The sequence below is a fragment of the Brevibacillus sp. SAFN-007a genome, assembly GCF_051967035.1.
Taxonomy (GTDB): domain Bacteria; phylum Bacillota; class Bacilli; order Brevibacillales; family Brevibacillaceae; genus Brevibacillus.
Map to the genome: position 1 here is coordinate 122,615 of NZ_JBQCKK010000009.1, position 20,132 is coordinate 142,746.

16 protein-coding genes and 2 pseudogenes are annotated in these 20,132 nt (G+C 52.3%); 7 read left to right on the forward strand and 11 right to left on the reverse strand.

Translation table 11 applies throughout. From position 1 onward, the window contains the following. The first annotated feature begins 128 nt into the window (after positions 1–128). The gene (locus ACTHO6_RS12285; RefSeq protein WP_440241851.1) at positions 129–851 is read left to right on the forward strand and encodes a DsbA family oxidoreductase; all 723 of its coding nucleotides are present in this window, start codon (positions 129–131) and stop codon (positions 849–851) included. Between the two features lie 18 nt (positions 852–869). After that, entirely contained in the window at positions 870–1,355 is a 486-nt protein-coding gene (locus ACTHO6_RS12290) for an RrF2 family transcriptional regulator (protein WP_440241852.1), read from the forward strand. Positions 1,356–1,410: 55 nt separating this feature from the next. Here ACTHO6_RS12290 and ACTHO6_RS12295 read toward each other — a convergent pair whose 3' ends face one another. The 5 genes from ACTHO6_RS12295 to ACTHO6_RS12315 form a co-directional block, all read right to left on the reverse strand. Continuing rightward, the gene (locus ACTHO6_RS12295; RefSeq protein WP_440241853.1) at positions 1,411–1,938 is read right to left on the reverse strand and encodes a DinB family protein; all 528 of its coding nucleotides are present in this window, start codon (positions 1,936–1,938) and stop codon (positions 1,411–1,413) included. Positions 1,939–1,972: 34 nt separating this feature from the next. Next, positions 1,973–2,848: a radical SAM/SPASM domain-containing protein gene (locus ACTHO6_RS12300; protein ID WP_440241854.1), complete on the reverse strand. Its 876-nt coding sequence runs from the start codon at positions 2,846–2,848 to the stop codon at positions 1,973–1,975. A 157-nt stretch (positions 2,849–3,005) separates the two neighbouring features. After that, complete coding sequence (locus ACTHO6_RS12305; RefSeq protein WP_440241855.1) at positions 3,006–4,850, reverse strand: ABC transporter substrate-binding protein; 1,845 nt, start codon at positions 4,848–4,850, stop codon at positions 3,006–3,008. A 67-nt stretch (positions 4,851–4,917) separates the two neighbouring features. After that, positions 4,918–6,426 (reverse strand): ABC transporter permease, encoded by a 1,509-nt coding sequence (locus ACTHO6_RS12310; RefSeq protein WP_440241856.1) that lies wholly within the window; start codon positions 6,424–6,426, stop codon positions 4,918–4,920. 13 nt (positions 6,427–6,439) lie between these two features. Further along, on the reverse strand, positions 6,440–7,894 hold the full coding sequence (locus ACTHO6_RS12315; protein ID WP_440241857.1) for an ABC transporter permease: 1,455 nt from the start codon (positions 7,892–7,894) through the stop codon (positions 6,440–6,442). 107 nt (positions 7,895–8,001) lie between these two features. Here ACTHO6_RS12315 and ACTHO6_RS12320 point away from each other — a divergent pair, with 107 nt between their 5' ends. The 3 genes from ACTHO6_RS12320 to ACTHO6_RS12330 all read left to right on the forward strand — a co-directional run bounded on the left by ACTHO6_RS12320 (position 8,002) and on the right by ACTHO6_RS12330 (position 11,902). Continuing rightward, positions 8,002–9,741, forward strand: a complete 1,740-nt coding sequence (locus tag ACTHO6_RS12320) for an ABC transporter ATP-binding protein (protein WP_440241858.1) — start codon at positions 8,002–8,004, stop codon at positions 9,739–9,741. Positions 9,742–9,966: 225 nt separating this feature from the next. Beyond that, positions 9,967–10,821, forward strand: coding sequence for a helix-turn-helix domain-containing protein (locus tag ACTHO6_RS12325; protein ID WP_440241859.1), 855 nt, complete (start codon positions 9,967–9,969; stop codon positions 10,819–10,821). A gap of 130 nt (positions 10,822–10,951) precedes the next feature. Beyond that, a complete protein-coding gene (locus tag ACTHO6_RS12330) occupies positions 10,952–11,902 on the forward strand; it encodes a haloalkane dehalogenase (RefSeq protein ID WP_440241861.1) in 951 nt (316 codons plus the stop codon). A gap of 256 nt (positions 11,903–12,158) precedes the next feature. Here the strand turns inward: ACTHO6_RS12330 and ACTHO6_RS12335 are convergent, their stop codons facing one another. From ACTHO6_RS12335 to ACTHO6_RS12350, 4 genes and pseudogenes are all read right to left on the reverse strand, one after another. Beyond that, positions 12,159–12,752 (reverse strand): YdeI/OmpD-associated family protein, encoded by a 594-nt coding sequence (locus ACTHO6_RS12335; protein ID WP_440241862.1) that lies wholly within the window; start codon positions 12,750–12,752, stop codon positions 12,159–12,161. A 107-nt stretch (positions 12,753–12,859) separates the two neighbouring features. Continuing rightward, positions 12,860–13,084 (reverse strand): annotated as a pseudogene (locus tag ACTHO6_RS12340) (Nif3-like dinuclear metal center hexameric protein); the annotation flags it as partial. Positions 13,085–13,641: 557 nt separating this feature from the next. Then, positions 13,642–14,094: pseudogene (locus ACTHO6_RS12345) on the reverse strand (DNA alkylation repair protein); the annotation flags it as partial. A 620-nt stretch (positions 14,095–14,714) separates the two neighbouring features. Then, positions 14,715–15,533 carry a MerR family transcriptional regulator gene (locus ACTHO6_RS12350; RefSeq protein WP_440241863.1) on the reverse strand — a complete coding sequence of 273 codons (819 nt, stop codon included), beginning with the start codon at positions 15,531–15,533 and terminating at the stop codon, positions 14,715–14,717. A 158-nt stretch (positions 15,534–15,691) separates the two neighbouring features. Between ACTHO6_RS12350 and ACTHO6_RS12355 the strand changes: the two genes are divergently transcribed. Beyond that, entirely contained in the window at positions 15,692–17,176 is a 1,485-nt protein-coding gene (locus ACTHO6_RS12355) for an MFS transporter (RefSeq protein ID WP_440241864.1), read from the forward strand. 71 nt (positions 17,177–17,247) lie between these two features. On the opposite strand, the gene ACTHO6_RS12360 is transcribed toward ACTHO6_RS12355, so the two are convergent. Further along, positions 17,248–18,039 carry an aminoglycoside adenylyltransferase domain-containing protein gene (locus ACTHO6_RS12360; RefSeq protein ID WP_440241865.1) on the reverse strand — a complete coding sequence of 264 codons (792 nt, stop codon included), beginning with the start codon at positions 18,037–18,039 and terminating at the stop codon, positions 17,248–17,250. A 64-nt stretch (positions 18,040–18,103) separates the two neighbouring features. Then, positions 18,104–19,498: a 23S rRNA (uracil(1939)-C(5))-methyltransferase RlmD gene (rlmD, locus tag ACTHO6_RS12365; RefSeq protein ID WP_440241866.1), complete on the reverse strand. Its 1,395-nt coding sequence runs from the start codon at positions 19,496–19,498 to the stop codon at positions 18,104–18,106. A 176-nt stretch (positions 19,499–19,674) separates the two neighbouring features. On the opposite strand from rlmD, the gene ACTHO6_RS12370 reads away from it, so the two are divergent. Next, on the forward strand, positions 19,675–20,016 hold the full coding sequence (locus ACTHO6_RS12370; RefSeq protein ID WP_440241867.1) for a hypothetical protein: 342 nt from the start codon (positions 19,675–19,677) through the stop codon (positions 20,014–20,016). Positions 20,017–20,132 lie beyond the last annotated feature (116 nt).

Here is a 20,132-nt window from a genome sequence, read left to right on the forward strand (position 1 = left end):
CAAAGTGTCGATTCCTGCTCAAAAGTTCAGCGGCGATCAGCCGCATCGTGTATAATGTGCTTGTGACGATTGCAGTTTACGGTTTGGGCGATTGCGGCTGGACCGTTGAATATGAGGAGGATGCAAACATGAAAGTAGAAGTCTGGTCTGATTTTGCCTGCCCGTTTTGCTATATCGGCAAGCGCCATCTGGAAGGCGCACTGTCGCAATTTCCGCACAAGGATCAGGTAGAAGTTGTCTACCGCAGCTTCCAGCTCGATCCTACTATGGAGCGCGATACGAATATGGACGTGCACACCGTACTTGCTACCAAATACGGCATGCCGCTGGAACAGGCGAAAAGCATGAATGAGCGCGTGGCCCAGCAAGCCAAAAGTGTCGGGCTGGACTATTATTTTGACACGATGATTCCGACGAACACGTTTGACGCGCACCGTCTCGCGCACTATGCCGCCACCCACGGCAAAATGACGGCAATGAAGGAGCGTCTCCTGAAAGCGTACTTTACCGAGTCGCTGCACCTGGGAGATCATGAGGTGCTGGCGCAGCTTGCCTCCGAGGTCGGGCTGGATCGCGAGGCGACGCTCGCCATGCTGAAAAGCGACGCGTACAGCGACAAGGTGAAGGAAGACAAGCGCAGAGGCGCTGAAATCGGCATCAAAGGCGTGCCGTTCTTTCTATTCAACAACAAATATGCGGTTTCCGGGGCGCAGCCTGGCGAAGTGTTTTGGGAAGTGCTATGGAAAGTATGGGAAGAAGAAAAGGCCGCTTCCCCGCTGACCTTTGTCGGTCAGGATGAAAAAGAAGAGACCGACGGAGACAGTTGCGCAGACGGCTCCTGCAAGCCGTAAACGACAGGCTGTGGTGTCATGAAACGAAATCGAATCGATCAGATCGCCAAGCCGCGCTTCCGGGTTGCCGTACACGTGCTGGTCTGGCTGGCGAAAAGCGGCGGCGTGCTGTCCAGCGCCGCCATTGCCGCGCAGGTGAAGACGCATGCGACCTTTTTGCGCCGCGTCATGGCCCAACTGAATCGCGCCGGCATCGTGGAGGCAAAGGAAGGCCGCGACGGCGGCTACTACATGACGAGGTGTCCGAAAGAGTTGACGCTTGCCGATATATACCGCTCGCTTCCGGAAGAACGCGAGGAAGAGCAGCAGGAGGAGCTGGATTGCGGCGAGGTCGGCGTGCAGCTGGATCGCCAGCTGGAGGCACTGCTGCATCAGGCTGAGCAGCAACTCGTCCGCTTTCTCGGGCAATACACGCTGGCGGATGTGATGGACAGCATCGGCTTTGGGCAGATTGGCCCCAGCGAGGAATGGCTGGAGATGAAACAGGAAAACCGACTCTTGTAGAGGAGTCGGTTTTTGGCATCGAAAAAAAACGGGATAGAACGGCGCCTCAGCAGCATTACCTGTCCTGCAAAATGCCCAAATACGCTGTCCACGGTCCTACATCGGTTTTGTATCGCTTGGCCATGACCCGCACGATTTGCGCGATGTGCGTCAAGTCGTGGACGACCCAGGTAGAAATCAGCTCCCGCGCTTTTACTGCGCCAAATGCCGGGTGCAGGCCAGTCAACTCCAGGTGCAGCGCTGGATCGATCAGCTCCGTCAGCCTGGCGATATTTTGCTGGCGGATCGCCGCGAATTCCTGCAATTTGTCCGCCAGTGACTGTTCCGTGCGTCCGTTCAGGTGCGAAAAGCGATCAAATGGGGGAAACGGCTTGCTGTCGCCTTCCTGCACAATCAGCTCCAACCGCGGTATCCAGTTCGTTCGCTCCGCCTCGATCAGATGCTCCACGACCTCCACGGCGTTCCACGTGTCCTCGCCCTCGTTACAGGTCAGCCAGCCCGGCGATAGACCGGATAAAAAATGTTGCAGCAGCAGCGGCGTACGCTCCAACACCTCGACAGCTTCATGCATGCTGAAATTCATCCAAACGCCCCCTTTTCCGATTCAGATTGATCCACTACGCGCCAAAACGTTGGCGATACCCGCATCTTTTGCACAACTCCTCGACAGCTTCTCTGCGCGAAAACCCTTCGACGATGGCAGTGGCCCGCTCGCCTTCCACGATGTCCGTAAACGACGTTTGCTGAATATTGCCCAGGTTGATGACGCCTTCCCCGTCCAGACAGCACGGCACAACGGTCCCGTCGACGAGAATCGCCGCCTGGCTACGCAAGGCGTGGCAAAAGCCGCGGCCCTCGTCGCGCGGGGCGGTCATGCTCGGCCATTGAAATTCATGGTCCTGGTTCAAGTAGACGCGTTCGGCGATTTTCACGCCACTGCCGGGCACGACCTTTTCTTCGATCTGGTAATCGAGCGCAAATTCCTTCTCGATGATGGCAAGCGTCTGGCGGTTTCGATTCTTTTGAAGGTTCGTGATGTTATCTTGTGTCAAGTTCCACAGGCGGAGCGAAAAAAAGATCGGGTGCTCTTGGGCGTCGCGGATGAAGGAGAGAATCTCCCGCAAGTAGCCTTCGCGGTCGGTTGAGCCGAGGTGGCCATCGAAGCTGTGCAGCGAAAAGTTCATTTGCCGCAGCGCCGGCTTCCCCAGCAGCTTATGCCGATTTTTCGCAATCAATGTGCCGTTGGTCGTCATGTTGACCTTGAAGCCTTTTTCATGGCTGATGTCGAGCAACTCGTCGATTTTTGGATGGAGCAGCGGCTCTCCTTTTACGTGCAAGTATATGTGCCGAGTGTGCGGCTTGATCTCATCCAGCCGCTTCGCGAAGCTGTCTGTCGAGATAAACGTAGCCTTGCGCTCCGTCGGCGGGCAAAACGTACAGGCGAGATTGCAGATGCTCGTGATTTCTATATAAACTTTTTTAAACGTTTTCAAACTGTTGTCTCCATTCTCCGTTGTTCGATGGTAAAGGGCGAACCTCTCTCCCATCGTACCATAGGAGGCGGGGGAGGGGGAACCGCCCCTTGAGTTCCCCGCTTTTGTCAGGAAGCAAAAAAGGCTGTCGAGATGATCGACAGCCTGAACAGCAGCTTTACTTCTGTGGTTTTTGCAGCACACTTTCCCTGTACTTGTTCAAAAACTCCTGCACTTTTGCCGGATCGGCCTTCAACTCGTTTCCGGTTTTGACGAGCGGGCTGACGGTCGAGAACGCCTTGCGCTTGTGGTTTTTATAGAACTGCAAAATTTCATCCTGGTTGATGGAGTAGAGCACGGCTTTGCGCAAATCCTCGCTCTTGGCGACTTCGCGATTTTTGGTGTTGAACAGCAGGTACGCCACGGCGTTGCTCGGGAGGGTTTGCAGCTTGAGCTTGCTGTCGCCCTCGACGATCTCGTACTTTGTTTCCGGCACGCTGTAGTACACATGGATCTCCCCGCTGCGCAGCGCGGCAAGCGAGCTGTCTGCATCCTTGATGAAGCGGACGGTGATTTGCGAGATTCGCGGCTCATGCTCGGTGCCCTTCATGTAGCCGGGGTTTTTGAGGAAGACAGCCTCGTAGTCGTTTTTGTAAGCCAGAATGTAAGGGCCGCTTGCGTACAGCGTATTGTTGTACGTCGCGCCTTCCGTGACCGTGTTTTGATCCCCGTACGGAATATCCTTGTTCTTATCGAAGGTCGCGACGTCATACGTATTGATTTTTTCGACTTGCTTCTTCGAGACAATTCCGCCCGACTGGTGCGCCAGGTAGTTCAATACTTGCGGGAACGGCTCGGTTGTGGTCAGCTTCACGACCTGGTACTTGCCTTGCTTGTTGTTGGCCTGGGTTTTGTCGGCGACCAGCGCGGAAATTTTCGCGTTCAATCCTTGTTCCAGCGCTTCCTTCACGGTTTTGTTGCCGCCCGCTTGCTTGACCGCTTCCAGCGCTTTCAGGTCGGTGACGATCTCGGCGTTTTTGATATGCTCGTGCAGCGTGTACGTGCGGTGGTCGGGGACGGAATTTTTGTCCTTGGCCCGCAACAGTGAAAAGACAACGTCTTCCGCGCCTACGCGTTCGCCGGAATCGACGGCAGCCTTGTTCTCCACTTTGGCGAAGTTGATATCGTCGCGCAGAAGGAAGTAGTATTCGGAATTCCCTTCGGCGATGCTGTGATTGAGCGACAGGGAGCCTTTGGACGTTATCACGTCGTCGTCAGTCAGGTTGACCAGGCGAACGTACATGTTTGTGTTGAGCATGTTGATCGACCCGTCGTTGCCTTTGATCGGGTCAAGCGACGTCAGGGTAGAAGCCGACTGCTGCAAAACCAGCGGGGTGCTGGCGCGTTTGGATTTGTCTACAAAATCAAGCTCCTCCCACGGCAGAGAGCGCGATTTGGACAAGCGGATCGATTTCTCGTCGACGACTTCCTTGTTGAACGCCTGGCTTTTTAGCGAATTGTACAGCGGCACGATATAGGCTTTGTCGGTGACGAGGCGCTGCTCCAGCTTTTTGTAGGTTTCGACAAATTGATCGGGCGTCTGCGTCGAGGCTTCGTCGATCAGCTTGTCGATCTCGGGATCGGCCAAAATGCTATAGTCACCGCCAGTCTTGAACAGGGAGCGGACCGCATAGTCGGGGTTGCCGGTAACGGTCGTCCAACTCGACAGGGCGATGTCAAAATTGCCTGCGTCCTGCTGCGCCTTGAAGCTGCCGTAGTCGGGCTGGAGGTTCAGCTTGACGGTAAAGCCGTTTTTGGTCAGTTGGTCGCGAATGATGTTGATGTCGGACTCTCCGGTACTCGATCCGAGCAGTTCAATCGTGACGCCGGACTGCGCGTCCGGGGTGTCGGTTGTGGGAGACGGATTGTCCCCTACTGCCTCTCTCTCCGTCTGCACGCTGCTGCAAGCGCTCAGGGAGAGCGACAAGGCAAGTCCCAAGGTGATGAATGAGCGTTTTTTCATGTTTTTTCCTCCTGAAAACGACGATGGTTTATCTGGAAAATAGCCGCGAACGGACGAGGTAGCTTGTTTAGTCTGTGCGCGGGTCGAGCGCGTCGCGGAATCCGTCCCCGAGAAAATTGAAGGACAGGACCAGCAGCATGATGGCAAGCCCGGGGTAAATCGCCAGGTAAGGATGAGACTCCAGGTATGTGCTTCCGAGCTTCAAAATGTTTCCCCACTCGGGAATATGCGGCTCGACGCCTAGTCCCAAAAAGCTCAGACTGCTCGTGGAAATGACCGCGCTGCCGATAGTCAAGGTCGATTTGACGATCATCGGCGCAAACGAATTGGGCACGATGTGCTTGAAAATAATCGACATGTTCCCGGCGCCAAACGCCCGTGCCGCTTCCACGAACTCGAAGGTCGAGACTTGCAGGACGTTCGCCCTCATCGTGCGGGCATAGGTCGGGATCGCTCCGACGCTCAGCGCCAGAATCAGGTTGACCGTGTTGGCGCCGAACGCCGCGATAATCGCGATGGCGAGCAGGATGCCGGGAATGGCGTACAACATATCGAGCAGCCGCATGATGACGTTGTCCGTGCGCCGGCCGTAATAGCCGGAAATCGCACCCAGAATGCCTCCGACAACCAGCGGGATGATCGTGGACATGACTCCGACGATCAGCGAGATGCGGGCCCCGAAGACAATGCGGGAAAACAGGCAGCGGCCAAAGTTGTCCGTCCCGAACGGATAAGCCAGGCTGGGAGCTTGCAGGATCGCTGCGTAATTGTTGTGAATGGCCACGCTGTAGCTGAAGGTAAAGGAGCTGCAAACCGAGAGCGAAAACAGAAAGACGACGAAGAACAAGCCGAGCATGGAGGTCGTATGACGGGTGAGCCGTTCCCAGACCTCTGCCCATTTTGCCGAAGCAGGGCTGTTGTTCTGGCGAATTTTCGCGAGCAGGTTCAGCCCCAGAAGCAGCGCAAACAGATTTCCCGTGACAGCCGTCCCCATAAGCGGATAGGCGAGAAACTTCAGCCAAGCGGGCGCATGGTGCCCGCTCGCGTATTTTGCGACCAGCCAAAACGCAGCCAGATGAAAGACGGCGATTGCCAACAGAAGGAACATGGCCGGAAGGAACGTGTTGGCGACGTACGGCTTGAACAGATTCAAGGCGGAGACGGCAATCACCGCCAGCCCGGTCAGCAGCATGTATCCGGCAAAGGTGTATGCGGGGCTTTTTTGCTTTTTTATCAGAGTGAGCGCAGAAGTGACCACAAACAAGTTCCCTGTCAGCAAACTGAGCAGCTGCCCATAGCCGAAAGCCCGCGTCGAGCTTTGTATCTCGCCGTACGTCAGAATGTCTCGCCTGATCTTGGCTGTGATGATGACTTGTAGCCCTGTAAACAGCGCGTAGGCCGCAAAAGCAGCGAACACGTACGGCTGAAAGACTTGGTTAGCGAAATCGTAGCTGTTCACAAGCAGAATGACGGTCAAGGTCAGGGACAAAATCCAGGCGAAGCTCGCTTGACTGTACTCCGGGGAAGCTTTTAGCCTGAACTGGTTTTTGGGGTTTCGATCATACGTCGTTGTCATGATTGCACCTGCTTTAGTCTTGTTTCAGCTTGGTTCGGATTCTCGGATCAAAAAAGGCGTACAAAATGTCAACCGCCACATTGACCAAGGAAATGGTGATCGCCGTGTAGACGACTCCGCCCATGATGCTCGGGATATCGGGGATGAACTGCATGTCCACGATGTAACTGCCGATCCCGCTCATATTGAAAACCTTTTCCGTCACAGACGAACCGCCAAGCAACGCGCCGAATTGCAGGCCAATCACGGTGAGAATCGGGATGATCGCATTTCGCACCCCGTGCCGGAGCAGCACCTGCCGCTGGCTCAATCCTTTCGCTTTGGCGGTCAGTATGTAATCCTCGTGAAGAACTTCCAGCGTGGAGGAGCGCGTCATTCTGGCTACGGCCGCTGTCAAGCCTGTCCCCAGCACGATCACCGGCATGATGATGGACAGCCAGTTTTGCGGATTGTAGCTTGCCGGCAGCCAGTGGAGCTTGATCGCGAAAGTGAGAATGAACACAAGCCCTTGCCAAAAGTTTGGTATCGACAAGCCGATCAAGGCAATGAACATGAACGCATAGTCGAAAAAAGAATTTCGTTTGACGGCGGAAATGATCCCGATGGGCAAGGCGATCGCTACAGCCAGCAGCAGCGAAATGACGGTCAACGTCAGCGTGAGCGGGAACTTTCTCGCGATTGCCGAAGTGATCTCCTCGTTTCCGGAGTACGACTTGCCCAGATCGAAGGTAAAAATGCCTTTGATGTTGTCCCATAATTGCACGAGATACGGCTGGTCAAGTCCGTACATACGATTGAATGCGGCGATCTGCTCGGCCGTCGCGGTCTCGCCCAGGATGTTCGCGGCCGGGTTGAACGGCGAAAGGTACAAAATCGTAAAGACGATCACGGCCACCCCAAAAATCACGAACACGCTCATGACGAGCCGCTCCACGATGTATTTGAGGTACGGGTTGCTGAACAGCAAAAGCAGCAGGTACATGGGCAGACCGGGCAGGACCGACACGAGCAAAAAGACCGGATGCCCGATGAGCGACTGGAAGGTGTCGGCAAAGCTCAGTCTTTTTTGTTCGGCTTGCTGCAGCTTCTGCTCCGTGCGCTCCAGGATCGCTGCCTGGAACCGGGCTTCCGCTTCCTGTTCGACTTGTCGGTTCAGCTTTTGCCGGTTGACTTGCTGTCCGAAAAAACGGTGCTTTCGCAGCCATTGTTCCGCAATCTCTGAGCGCAGCTCCTCCTTGTAGCCGGAAGCTGCAAGCTCCAGCCTGGTTTTCGCCAGCTCGGACGCGTACGGCCCCGTTTTTCTTCTGTACACATAAACAATCCACGCGGCAAGTGTAACGGGAGCACCTACTACCAGAAGCAAGAAGCGGTAGGGAGGATAGACAAACAGTTTGCGTGCGGCCGTGTGCAGACTGGCCGTCACAGCGGGCAGCTCAATCCTTCTCGTTGCTTCCGTTTCTGTTCTCACAACCTTTTCTTTCTCCTTCCTTATGTTTGTTTAAATTGAATAATTCCGATATGTTTAGTATATTTTATGGGAGCGTGAATTCATAGTCAATAGCAGGGGAGAGAAAAATGGAACCCATTTTACAAGTGCGAAATTTGTCCGTTTCCTTCCAATCCCGCGGCGAGGAAATCCAGGCTGTGCGCGGGGTGAGCTTTGAATTGGGAAAAGGAGAGACGCTGGGAATCGTAGGCGAATCCGGGAGCGGCAAGAGCGTGACGGCCCGGTCGATCATGCGGCTGCTCCCGTCTCCGCCGTCATTGTTGAAGGAAGGCGAGATTCTGTTTTTGGGCGAGAACCTGGCTGACAAAAGGGAGCAGGAGATGGAGAGCATTCGCGGCAAAGACATCGGCATGATTTTTCAAGACCCGATGACTTCTCTCAATCCTACTATGAAGATCGGAATACAAATAGCGGAGAGCATCATCAAACACCAGAAGCTGTCCAAAAAAGAGGCGGAGCAGCAAGCGCTGGACATGCTGAAGCTGGTAGGCATCCGCAACAGCGAAGCCCGCTACCATCAGTATCCGCATGAGTTTTCCGGCGGCATGCGGCAGCGGGTGATGATTGCCATGGCTCTGGCCTGCCGTCCCGCTCTGCTGATCGCGGATGAACCGACGACGGCGCTGGATGTTACCATTCAGGCGCAAATTTTGACGTTGATGAAACAGATGCAGAAGCGGTTCGGCACTTCGATTATCTTGATTACGCATGACCTCGGTGTCGTAGCGGGCATGTGCGAGCGCGTCGTGGTTATGAAGGAAGGAGAAATCGTCGAGACGGGAACGACGGAGGAGATTTTTGCCAATCCCCGGCATCCGTACACCTTGAAGCTGTTGCACGCGCTTCCCCGTCTGGACGAGAAGAAAAAAGCGAAGCCCGCTCCGCTCCTTTTGACCAGGGGAGACAGCGAGCCGCCGTTTATCGAGGTCCGGTCGCTCAAAAAGTATTTTGACATGGGCAAAGGAAACATCCTGAAAGCGGTCAACGGCGTCAGCTTTCAGATGAAAAAAGGGGAGACGTTGGGCGTCGTGGGCGAGTCCGGCTGCGGCAAATCGACGATGGGGCGGACGATATTGCGCTTGCACGAGCCGACTGGCGGCGATGTGCTGTACGAGGGAATGTCGGTGAACAGGCTGTCGGCAAAAGAGATGAAAAGCATGCGCCGCTACATGCAAATGATCTTTCAGGACCCGTACGCCTCGCTTAATCCGCGATTGAAGGTGCTGGATATTATCGGAGAAGCGCTGGACGTGCAAAAGCTGGCGGGCAGCCAGTCGGAGCGGACGAAGCGGGTCGAGGAGCTGCTTGACCTGGTGGGGCTGGAGCCTGCTTACGCGATGCGCTATCCGCACGAGTTTTCCGGGGGGCAGCGCCAACGAATCGGGATCGCCCGCGCGCTGGCCGTCGATCCGCAATTTATCGTCTGCGACGAGCCGCTCTCTGCGCTCGACGTCTCGATCCAGGCGCAAGTCGTCAAGCTGCTGGAAGAGCTGCAATACCGGCTCGGCCTTACGTACTTGTTCATCGCGCACGATCTGTCGATGGTCAAGCATATCAGCGACCGCGTTGCCGTGATGTATGCGGGGAAAATGATCGAGCTGGCGGAAAGCGAGGAACTGTATGCCAATCCGCAGCACGAATACACCAAAGCGTTATTGGCCGCAATCCCGGTCCCCGATCCGCACATCGAGGCGAAAAAGAAGCGGGTGCTGCTGGACGAGCAGACGGAAGGCGACAAGTACAACCTGGAGCATTCCGAGCTGGTGGAAGTGAAGAAAGGGCATTGGGTGGCTGTTCCCGTCAGGTAGGGAGATCAAGGGATTTCGGTGACGCAGGCAGGGCAGCCACTCGTAGCTTTGTTGCCTGGTCGAGCCAAAAAAGGCTCCTTGAGCTGGCTGTTTTGGCAAGCGGATACACGAGCGGGAGCGGGATGTACCGCATGGGCGTAGGAGAGAAAGAGAGCGTAGCGGGCCGTGCTCTCGCAGGATTCGGGTATAATAAAGACGACCGTTCAGCTAGAAAGGAGCACCCCGATGCTTATCCAGAGATTCACGCCCTCGCTTCTTCTGCGCCCTTATGTCGAGTGCTTTCTGGTACAGGAGGATTTCAATCCTGCGAATTTTGCCAACCGGAATCCGGTAAAAGTGCTGCCTACCACACTGACCGTCATCGGGATTCAATACGGACAGCCGATGAAAATTTTGCAGAACAATCGAGCGGTGTCCATGGGCTCCAGCGGTATCACCGGTATGCACGTGACGGTAAAGGAATACATCAGCACCGGCGCTATCGGGACCGTTCTCATTTTCTTCAAGCCCGGGGGCTTGTCCTACTTTACGAGATATCCTCTTGATGAATTTAAAAATGCGGATGTGCCGCTGGAATTTGTCTTTCCTGCGCAAAACGTTCGGGATGTGGAAGAAAAGCTGGCAGGCGCATCTGGCGCGGCAGAACGGGTCGGCATCGTGGAGCAATTTCTGCGGGCGGCGCTGCGAGACAAGGAGGAGGAAAAACTGATCCTGCTGGCAGCGCAGCAAATCATGCAACAGCAGGGAACGCTGTCGATTGAGCGGTTGGCTGCGCAATCCTATGTAAGCAGGCGTACTCTGGAACGCAAGTTTAACCTGTTGATCGGCGCGTCTCCCAAGCAATTTGCGAGCATCGTTCGTTTTCAGCATTCCATCCAGCTTCGCAAGGCTGGTTACGACTATCTGGATATCGTCCAGGCGTGCGGCTATTCGGATCACGCTCACTTTGCCAAAGACTTCAAGGCGTTTGCAGGCGTCCGTCCCGAGCAATTCTTCTGCACCGAAGTTCAGCCGAAATTAAAAAAAATCCGCATCGAACGCGAAGCTTCCTCCCGCTCCGAAGAATCCTTGTATTACTGAAACACCCGCCTTCCTCGTGCATGAGGGGGGCTTTTTTTGGACCAGCAAGGTTGTCGCATTTTTACAATGAGCCGCTTGGGACAGAATGATAGGATGTGGATACATCATCAACAAAGGAGTTGTGAGGAAAATGTCCATTCAAGACACGAAGCCTATCGGCAAAACGTATCCGTTCGCATCGCGCTACCTGATGGTGAACGGCAATCGGCTGCATTATATCGATCATGGAAGTGGCGATCCGGTTGTTTTCCTTCATGGCAATCCTACCTGGTCCTACACGTTCCGCAATATCATTCCCTACGTTAGCTCCTCCCACCGCTGCATTGCCGTCGATTTGATCGGCATGGGGCGCTCCGACAAGCCGGATATCGGGTACACGTTCCTGGAGCATGTCGATTATGTGACGCGCTTCCTTGAGCAATTGCAGCTCGACAATATCACGCTTGTCGGACATGACTGGGGAGCGGCTATCGGCTTGCAATATGCGTTGAACCATTCGGATAAGATCAAGGCGATAGTGATGCTCGAACCGCAGGCCTTGTACCCGAATGCCGCCTGGTCGGACTTTTCCCCGCCGGAAGCGCAGACGTTGTTTCAGAAGCTGCGCCATCCCGAGGAGGGCTGGCCGTTCATGCGCGACAACAGCGTGTTTATTGAAGGGATGACGAACACGATCATAAATCGGGCGATTACCCCGGAAGAGCATGAACAGTATCGGGAGCCTTTCCGGAATCATGAGAACCGGAAACCGATGTGGGTCTTCCCTAATCAAATTCCCATTGAAGGCCAACCGTCCGAAGTGGTGGAAGCGGTGAATGCACGCAATGCATGGTTGACGACCACTCCCGTACCGAAGCTGCTTTTTTATGCGACCCCCGGCTGCACGATACGCGAACCGCAGCTCGACTGGTGCCGGAAGCATCTGTCCAATCTGACTCTCGTCGATATCGGGAAAGGCTACCACTACTTGACGGAAGAGAACCCGCATGCCATTGGTCAGGAATTGCAACGCTGGCTGCAACAGGTGACGAACGTAAAAAGCGAAAGGGAGCCGAATCATCATGTACCGGCAACGGAATGACTTTGTTGCCCGATGGAAGAAGGAGTCGGAACGAATGGACGCGCACTCCGGCGGTTGACCGACGCGACGAAATGTCCGGATAGCCTGTCGCCACAGGCTTCCGGACATTTTGCTGCCGCAGGGTATCACGTACATAGTGACGAGGACGGAACTATCCATATCGAGCATCATCTGAGCCTCTGCGAATACGGATGATGCGAAAGCATACGGAGAATGGAAGTTGCACTTGCTGGACATTTCCTGCTCATCGAGCTACCTAATCGTGCAGCCCTTTTCCCTCAAGAATCTGCTGCCTGTATTTTTCAATCCTGGACGTACGGGTTTTGGTTTGCTTCGGTTGAGAAAAATAAAGAAGGTACGCACGCTGCCGTCCCGGTGTCAACGCCGCGAACGCTGCTTTCAAGGCAGGGTCTTCGGCGAATTTGGCCTGAAGCTCGTCCGGAATGATGTCTTCGGTATTCTGTTTCCGCTCTACTTCCAAACCGGCTTTTTCCACTTCGATCGCTGCCTGAATGTAAGCTTTGAGGATGGCTTCCTTTTCGATGATTTCTTGCACAGTGGTAAACCGAATCTGGCGCGCCGCTTGTACATTCGCCGTTTGCTGGACGAGAATCCCATGAGGGTCCGGCAACAAGGCCCCTTTGTGGAACAGAAGTGCGCAATACTCTTTAAATCCATGGATCAATACGATGTTTTTGCTGTTCAACGTGTAGCAAGGATGCATCCACTTAAAATCCTCGGTTAGTCCACAGGCGCGCACAATTTCGCGCAGCTTCTCAAATTCAGCCTTCCACTTTGTTTCTTTGCTTACAAATGCTTCGACCTTGGGGTGCGTTTCGCTAATGGTCATGAAGGACACTCCTCGTCAATTTTTTGTTCCGATGGCAGTCAGCTAGCCAGTTGCTTGGGAAATACTCCTTGCGCCGATTGCGGTAAAGGAAGCCTTTCCCCAAGTCTTTATCTCCACCATTTATTTTGAGGAATCAACTTAATTTCAACATCAAACTTATTTTTAAACCATTTGTTCATCTGCGTTTTCATCACGAAATATTCGGATGCCGAATGCGAAACCCCAATAAGTGACATGGTTGTCTCCGAAGAATAATCCATCACCATTTGGTATTTGCGTTTACCATAGTCGTTATCAATATGACAATGAATTTCCCCCGTTATATATTCATGGACACCATTCTGTAATCTTTTTCGAAGCAATTTTGCCAATCAAATTGTATAGGCTCATAAACCATGGGAATAAATTTACAAAAACCAGGGTCTGTACTCAGTTCACTAATTTTGAAAAACTCATTCAGACTTCCTTCGATTTTCGATAAAGGTTCCATAGGATCACCTCGCTCAAGTAAGGGATATTTTACCAGAGCATATATTCTGATGGCTAGACGTATCGTATGTTTTCGGTCAATATACATTCGACTTATGGATTAGGAAGTGTTGCATGCTCGTTTTTGTGGCAGTTAGGAACGAATACCAAGCATGAGAGGAACGAGCGGCGCGACTTCAAACAGAAATCGCCTACGAGCACGATACCGAATCGCGAGTAACGGCATGTAAGGCAGAGTTAATAAAGCTCGACGCGTTAGACGTAAGTCACGAGAAAATCCTGCGCGGCACAACTTCCCCAACCGACTAAAAAGGGGCGTAGCCATACGCGGCTAGCCCCTTCTTTCCATCAATAGGACACTCTCCACAAGTATCGTATGACGAGTGCAGCACGCCAGAGTTTAACACCTTACATGCTTGCGCTTGAAACCAAGCTGTCCTTTATCTACTGCTTTTTGAATATTTTCCAAAGCATGTATGAGCTTGCTTTTGTTTTTGTCCCGTTTGACTTCTACCGGGCCTACTGCCTTGGCAGTCTCGACAGCCTTGTCATGGAGCGGCACATAAGATACAGCCACCGTATACATAAAGTTGTTCATCGCGTATTTCGCTCGTTCGGGAGCAGCGTGAATCGTGCGTTGCACCAGATCAAGCATACTGGAAATTTTGTCCGCGGAGAACTCATGATCCGGACGATTCCCCAACAGCCAGCAGTAGCAGCTCCAACTCGCCGACATTCGCAACTCTTCACCGCTTGCGATCCATCTATCGGCAACTTTTGGGGCAATATTTGATTCCGCTAAAGTTACGGCAACCGCATAATCGGACAGCATGTAAAAATAAGCCGCATCCATCTAATCCACTATTTGTCTTTCCTAAACAAGAGCGACACAGCCTCCACGCTCACCAGCTTGGCAATATCCTTCAACAGCGTGGACGGATTACCGAGTTGTCACCTTACCCTTGCCAGGATGTGGTGAAGAGAGATTCAGCAGTTAGGGGACGGAAACCCTGCCCGGCTCCATAGCCATCGTGGAGTATGGACGTCAATGGGAGCCAAACCACTGCCTTCCAGTGCTTTTTCCCATGCTTCCGCAACCAGCTTTCTATCGTCCGCAGTTCCGTTTAGCACATCCGAAGTGCATAACCCTAATCTCACTGTTGCCTTCATAATGTGTGTATCAGGAGCGATAGTGATAGTATCAACTCACGGGACTGCCACTTCACCCCTGTATAGGTCTCCATGACGTACAGCCAGTAATTGAAGATTTTCGGACCGGATAAATAGGGAAATTCAGATTTGAGCGTTACCTGCATCATGCTTTGTAAGCGAGAGATGTTGTAGTGAACGGATTCCAGCAATCTCGACATGTAATGTCGACACAGGCAACTCAATTCCTCAGTAAAGGCGTAAGCGCATTCCAAATGTCTATAAAATGGGGTCATGATCAGCGACTGAACGGAGAGTTGTTTGTTAAATCAAAACTTCGGCTGAGACTCGTACGACGTAGCTATCGGGATTGATCTCGGAGAAATAGTTCAGCAGGTCCATGATGTACACATTTCCACATGCCTTCATTCCGTTTCGCTCGATATACGTTTTGATCATGGCGCAGGCTTCCGGCAAAGACTCGTAAGAACCTTTATAGTCCATAACCGCATACAAACCTTTTGGCTTGGTAATCATTCTATCTCCCCAAATAGGCGCTTTAAGCTTATTTGCGACATAACTCCAGGAGAAGTCGCCGGATTCAAACGTTTCTCTGTTTACAATTGCCCAGATTGGAAATTCATGATTAATCAAATGCTTTTCGCAATATGCTCGATGCTCGCTTAACTTGGAATTAAATTCCTTCTCATCGCCCTGTTTAAGCGGTGTCGCAATCAAATACTCCGCTTGGCATTCTTCTATCGATGGATCAGTCCGCAGCTCCTTCATTGATGTCTTCGTAATTTGAATGGCGTTTTGCATAATATCCTGCATCCGTTTGATTCGGTGCAGTTCCCTCTCCAGCTCATGCTGCTTCTGTTTGAACAGCTCCTCGAGCTTCTGGGCGTTACGGTCCTGAAGATACCCTTTGATCTCCTGCAGAGAACTTCCCGTCTTTTTGAGTACATTAATAATATCCAAAATATAGGATTGCCTCAGAGAATAATAGCGGTACCCGTTTGCGTGAATGAACTCGGGCTTCAAAAGTCCGATCTCGTCATAATGAAAAAGGGTGTGTTTCGTCACCCCGCCTATGGCCGCCATTTCGCTAGTTGTGAAGTAGTAGCAATTGTCACTATTCAATACGAATCGTTCCTCCCAATTCGATGTCTCGAAAAACTATACACTGGTCTTTCCAAATTTTACTACTGAAAATTAGGCTTTGACTATAGGGTAACCCGATAGTTTAGAGTCGGTTTTATAAGATTTCTATATTAGGAGAATATGGAGGAAGAATACAGATGTATAGTTTCAAACAGTGGCTTATTCTGGGCGTTGTATCGAGCGCACTTTTGCTCATTGTCATGGATTCGACGATTCTTTATACAGCTTTGCCAAGCTTAACCTATGACCTTGGCGCGTCGGCATCAGAAAAATTATGGATTCTAAACGGCTATTCGCTCGTTATGGCAGGCCTGCTGCCGGCGATGGGGACGCTCGGGGACCGCTACGGCCACAAAAAAATATTTGCTCTTGGATTGCTTGTTTTTACGGCAACTTCCCTTTTAGCCGCTTTTGCTCCAAGCCCGACTGTGCTTGTAGTGGCGCGGGTGCTTCTTGCAATTGGAGCATCCATGATGATGCCTGCTACATTGTCCATCATCAGAATGACCTTTACCGACCCGCGTGAGCTTGGACTCGCGATAGGGATCTGGGCCGCCATTGCCTCCGGAGGGGCGGGGGCCGGTCCGATCATAGGCGGATTTCTTGTGGAGCACTACTGGTGGGGCGCCGCCTTCTTGATAAACGTTCCTATCGCGCTCCTGGCTTTTATATTAACCATGGTGTATGTCCCCGGTCATGAGGGCAACAAGGATACAAAATGGGATATTACCGGCTCCGTCCAGATCATGGTTTCCATGGTGGCGATTGTTTTTGCCATCAAAGAATTTGCAAAACGTGATGGTTCTCCGGCGCTTGCCGCAGTTAGCACCATTATCGGAATTGTCGTGTTGCTGATCTTTATTCGTCGTCAGTTGAGAAGCTCCACCCCGTTGCTTGACTTGTCACTCTTTAAGATATCCCCATTTACGGCAGGATGTATTACAGCTGTAGTTGGCCTGTTTGGACAGCTGGGCATTCAATATATCGTAACTCAGCGGCTTCAGTTGGTGGAGCAATTAAGTCCGCTGCAAGCGGGATTCATTACATTAAGCGTACCGGCTGCAGCTCTTGTGGCGGGGCCGTTAATCGGGAAGATTATTCATCTTTACAATGTGATACGACTCAAGAGTCTCTCCCTTCTGATTGCGACCGTAGGAACGGTCATTTATCTCTTTCAGTATGATGCCGGAATAGCGGGTCAAATCACTGGACTGGCTCTTCTTGGGGCAGGCTTGGGAGCAGGCATGACGGCAGCTTCGCATTCCATCATGAGCTCTGCACCGCCTGAAAAAGCGGGAATGGCGGCATCAATTGAAGAAGTAGCGTATGAAGTTGGAGGTGCAACCGGAATTGCCATTGTTGGAAGCTTATCCGGTCTTATGTACTCGCTGAGCATGATCATTCCGGAGGGACTCCAGGTTCCAGCTAACGTAAAAGACAGTCTGGATGAAGCCCTACTCGTTGCGGAAGATTTGCCTGTTCAGGCGTCGGAGGCTTTAAGAGCGGCGGGACGCGCTGCCTTTGACGAATCTTTTTCCTTTGTCTTGGTAGGGCTGTCAGTATTTTTTGCCCTGGCTGCACTCGCCATGGAATGGATGATAGCCCGCTCCAGGAAATTGTAAGATTTAGAAAATGTTATGTGCGCTTCTACCCAGTCATTAAGTTCCTCCGTGGGAGGAATCTACAAAAACTTTCAGTCCCTTAACTGTCTTATTTCATTTTGCATATACTCAGAAAACTCTACTAACAGTGTACCATCAAACTCTGGTTCATTTACTAGTCCATTGTATTCATCCAAGCAATTGGAAATTAAGAATTGGAATTTACGGGGCAAAACTTTAAGTCCCCATTCGCCCCCCTCTTTCTTAGAGGATACTACGCCCTCTTGCAAAAACAGAAGAACCCTGCAAAGATTTAAGGCATAATAAACAGGCGAATCAATAATTTCCTTGGATGCTTCTCTAATATCGTTGAGAATTGATTGCATATAGTATTTTTTGTCAATTGGTTGAAAGAGAATTTGAATTGGTCTGCCATGAAGTGTAATTCCTCTTTGAAATGTGACTGTAAAATGCGCCGCAAGGTCAGGGTCTTCAAAACCACCACAGACATAACTTTCGTCAGATTGATACTTTTCACGATGATAATCTGAGTAATGATATTCAAATGGAGTAGGATAAACAAAATTTTTCACAAAGGACTCCAAAACAATGCTTAACTCAATCCCACGACCGCTCGGTAAATCATTATGGAGTAATAAAACATGTTTTGTAATAGCCTTTTGCTCGTCTATTGAAAGTTTGTTCTTTGCCACAATCAATAAGTCTATATCACTATTATTTGGGTTAAAGCATCCCATTGCTAACGAACCGTGTAAATATATACCTACTAAGTTATCCTTCATCGCCATACGAAAGGTTGCAACAATTTTTTGTAAGTAGGATTCAATGTCCACAAGACCATCCGCCTTATATTGAAGTGTCATAATATTGACCTTTTTTCACAGTATCACTGACATTGTTATAAGACTCTAAAACAAGGGGCGTAGCCTATTTAGGCTCGCCCCTCCATTCCATCAATAATACGCACTCCACATGCGCCGTATGCGGAAACATATCCACCGGCTGCACGCTCACCAGCTCATACCGCCTTAGCAGCTTTGCCACGTCCTTCGCCAAGGTCGACGGATTGCAGGACACGTACACGATCCGCTTCGGCTGCACGTCCAATAGCGACCGGATCAGCGCATCATCCAGCCCGGTGCGCGGCGGATCGACGACGACGACGTCCGGGCGCGTGCCTTGCTTGGCCCATTTGGGCATGAGGACCTCGGCGCGGCCTACGTGGAAGCTAGCGTTGGTCGCCTGGTTGCGCGCTGCGTTGCGGTTGGCGTCCTCGACGGCTTCCGGGATCAGCTCGATGCCGCGTACCTCGCGGGCATGCGGAGCAAGCCACAAGCCGATCGTGCCCGTGCCGCAGTACAGGTCGAGTACAAGCTCCTTGCCAGTCAAGGCGGCGGCCTTTTTCACCTCGTTGTACAGCTTCTTCGTCTGCTCCGGATTCAGCTGGAAAAAGGCGCGCGCTGACAAATCAAACGACAGCTCCCCGAGCTTTTCCGCGATAGCGGGCCTGCCCCAGAGGGAGAGCGTCTGGTCGCCGAAGACGAGCGACGTTTTTTGCGGATTGACGTTTTGCGCGATGCTGACCAGCTCGGGCAGGCGCGTGCGCAGCTCCAGGATCAGCTCCTTGACGCGCGGAATTTCCTTGGTGGCTGTCACCAGCGTCAGCTGCGTTTCGCCTGTGGCAAAAGCCACCCGCGCCACAATCGTGCGAATGACGCCCGTCCGCTTGCGCTCGTCGTAGACGGGGATGCCGAGTTCCTCGATGATTTGTTTTGCGGTTTGCACGATTTTGGTCGTCGCCTCGTGTTGCACCTGGCAGCCTTCCAGATCAACGAGCTTATGGCTGCCTGTCTGGTACAGTCCCGCGATGAGCTTGCCGTTTTGCTTGCCTACCTGGAACTGCGCCTTGTTGCGGTACGACCACGGGTTGTCCATCCCGATGGTCGGGGCGACGGGGGGAGCGGACAGTCCGGCGTATTTGCGCAGAGACTCGATGACGATCTCCTGCTTGCTCGCAAGCTGTGCCGCATAGTCCATGTGTTGCAGGCTACAGCCGCCGCATTCCTTGTAGACCGGACAGGGCGGAACGGTGCGCGCGGAAGACTTCTCCACGACGCGCAAGAGCCGGGCCGTTGCGTACTTTTCCCGCGCCTCGGTCACTTCGGCATGTACGACCTCGCCTGGGAGAGCGCCGGGGACGAAGACAATCTTCCGTTTGAAGTAGCCGATTCCCTCGCCGTTGATTCCCAGACTTTTTATGGTGAGCGTCATTTGCTGGCCGACGCGAATGATTGCTTCTTGTTCTTTTTTTGGTGTGGGCATGGGTGTTCTCCTCGGGATGGTTCAGTATTCTTTCATTATAGTGGATTGCGAGGCTGGTTGCATCGGGAGGGCGCACACGAAAGCCGGCTGCTGCGCTCACAAATGATGGCAACTTCCTGTGCATGCTTGTTTTTGTTATAATAGGGCGGAGAATAGTGAGGGAGTTGTGACGTTAGATGCAAGAGCTATTTGACAAAATGAAAGAATACCTCAACATGGATACCGAGATTTCCTTTGAAGAGTTTGATGACTACTACAAAAAAGTCGTCGCGTTTCTGAACGATAACTGGAAAGAGCTGAACGAGGAAGATACCATGCACATGCTGTTCATCCTCGACAACCTCAAATCGAACGGCGAAGACCGCGCCAAGCGCAAAGGGAAGGAAGCGAAAAAATACGCGAAAATGGCTCAGCGCGCCGAGATTTGGGCAAATGCGCTCATCGGCCGTCTGCGTGAAGCCGGTTTGACCGACGAAGAGATCGGCAAGCGCTATGAAGCCATCTACGAAGCGGTGTAACAGTCGACGATAGCAGAAAGCAGGAGAGAGCCACCTTGGTGATATGCTCCCTCCATAGTAGACAGGCAAAAGAAAGGTCTGTACTGTCTACTGTGGAGGGATTTTTTATGGGGAAA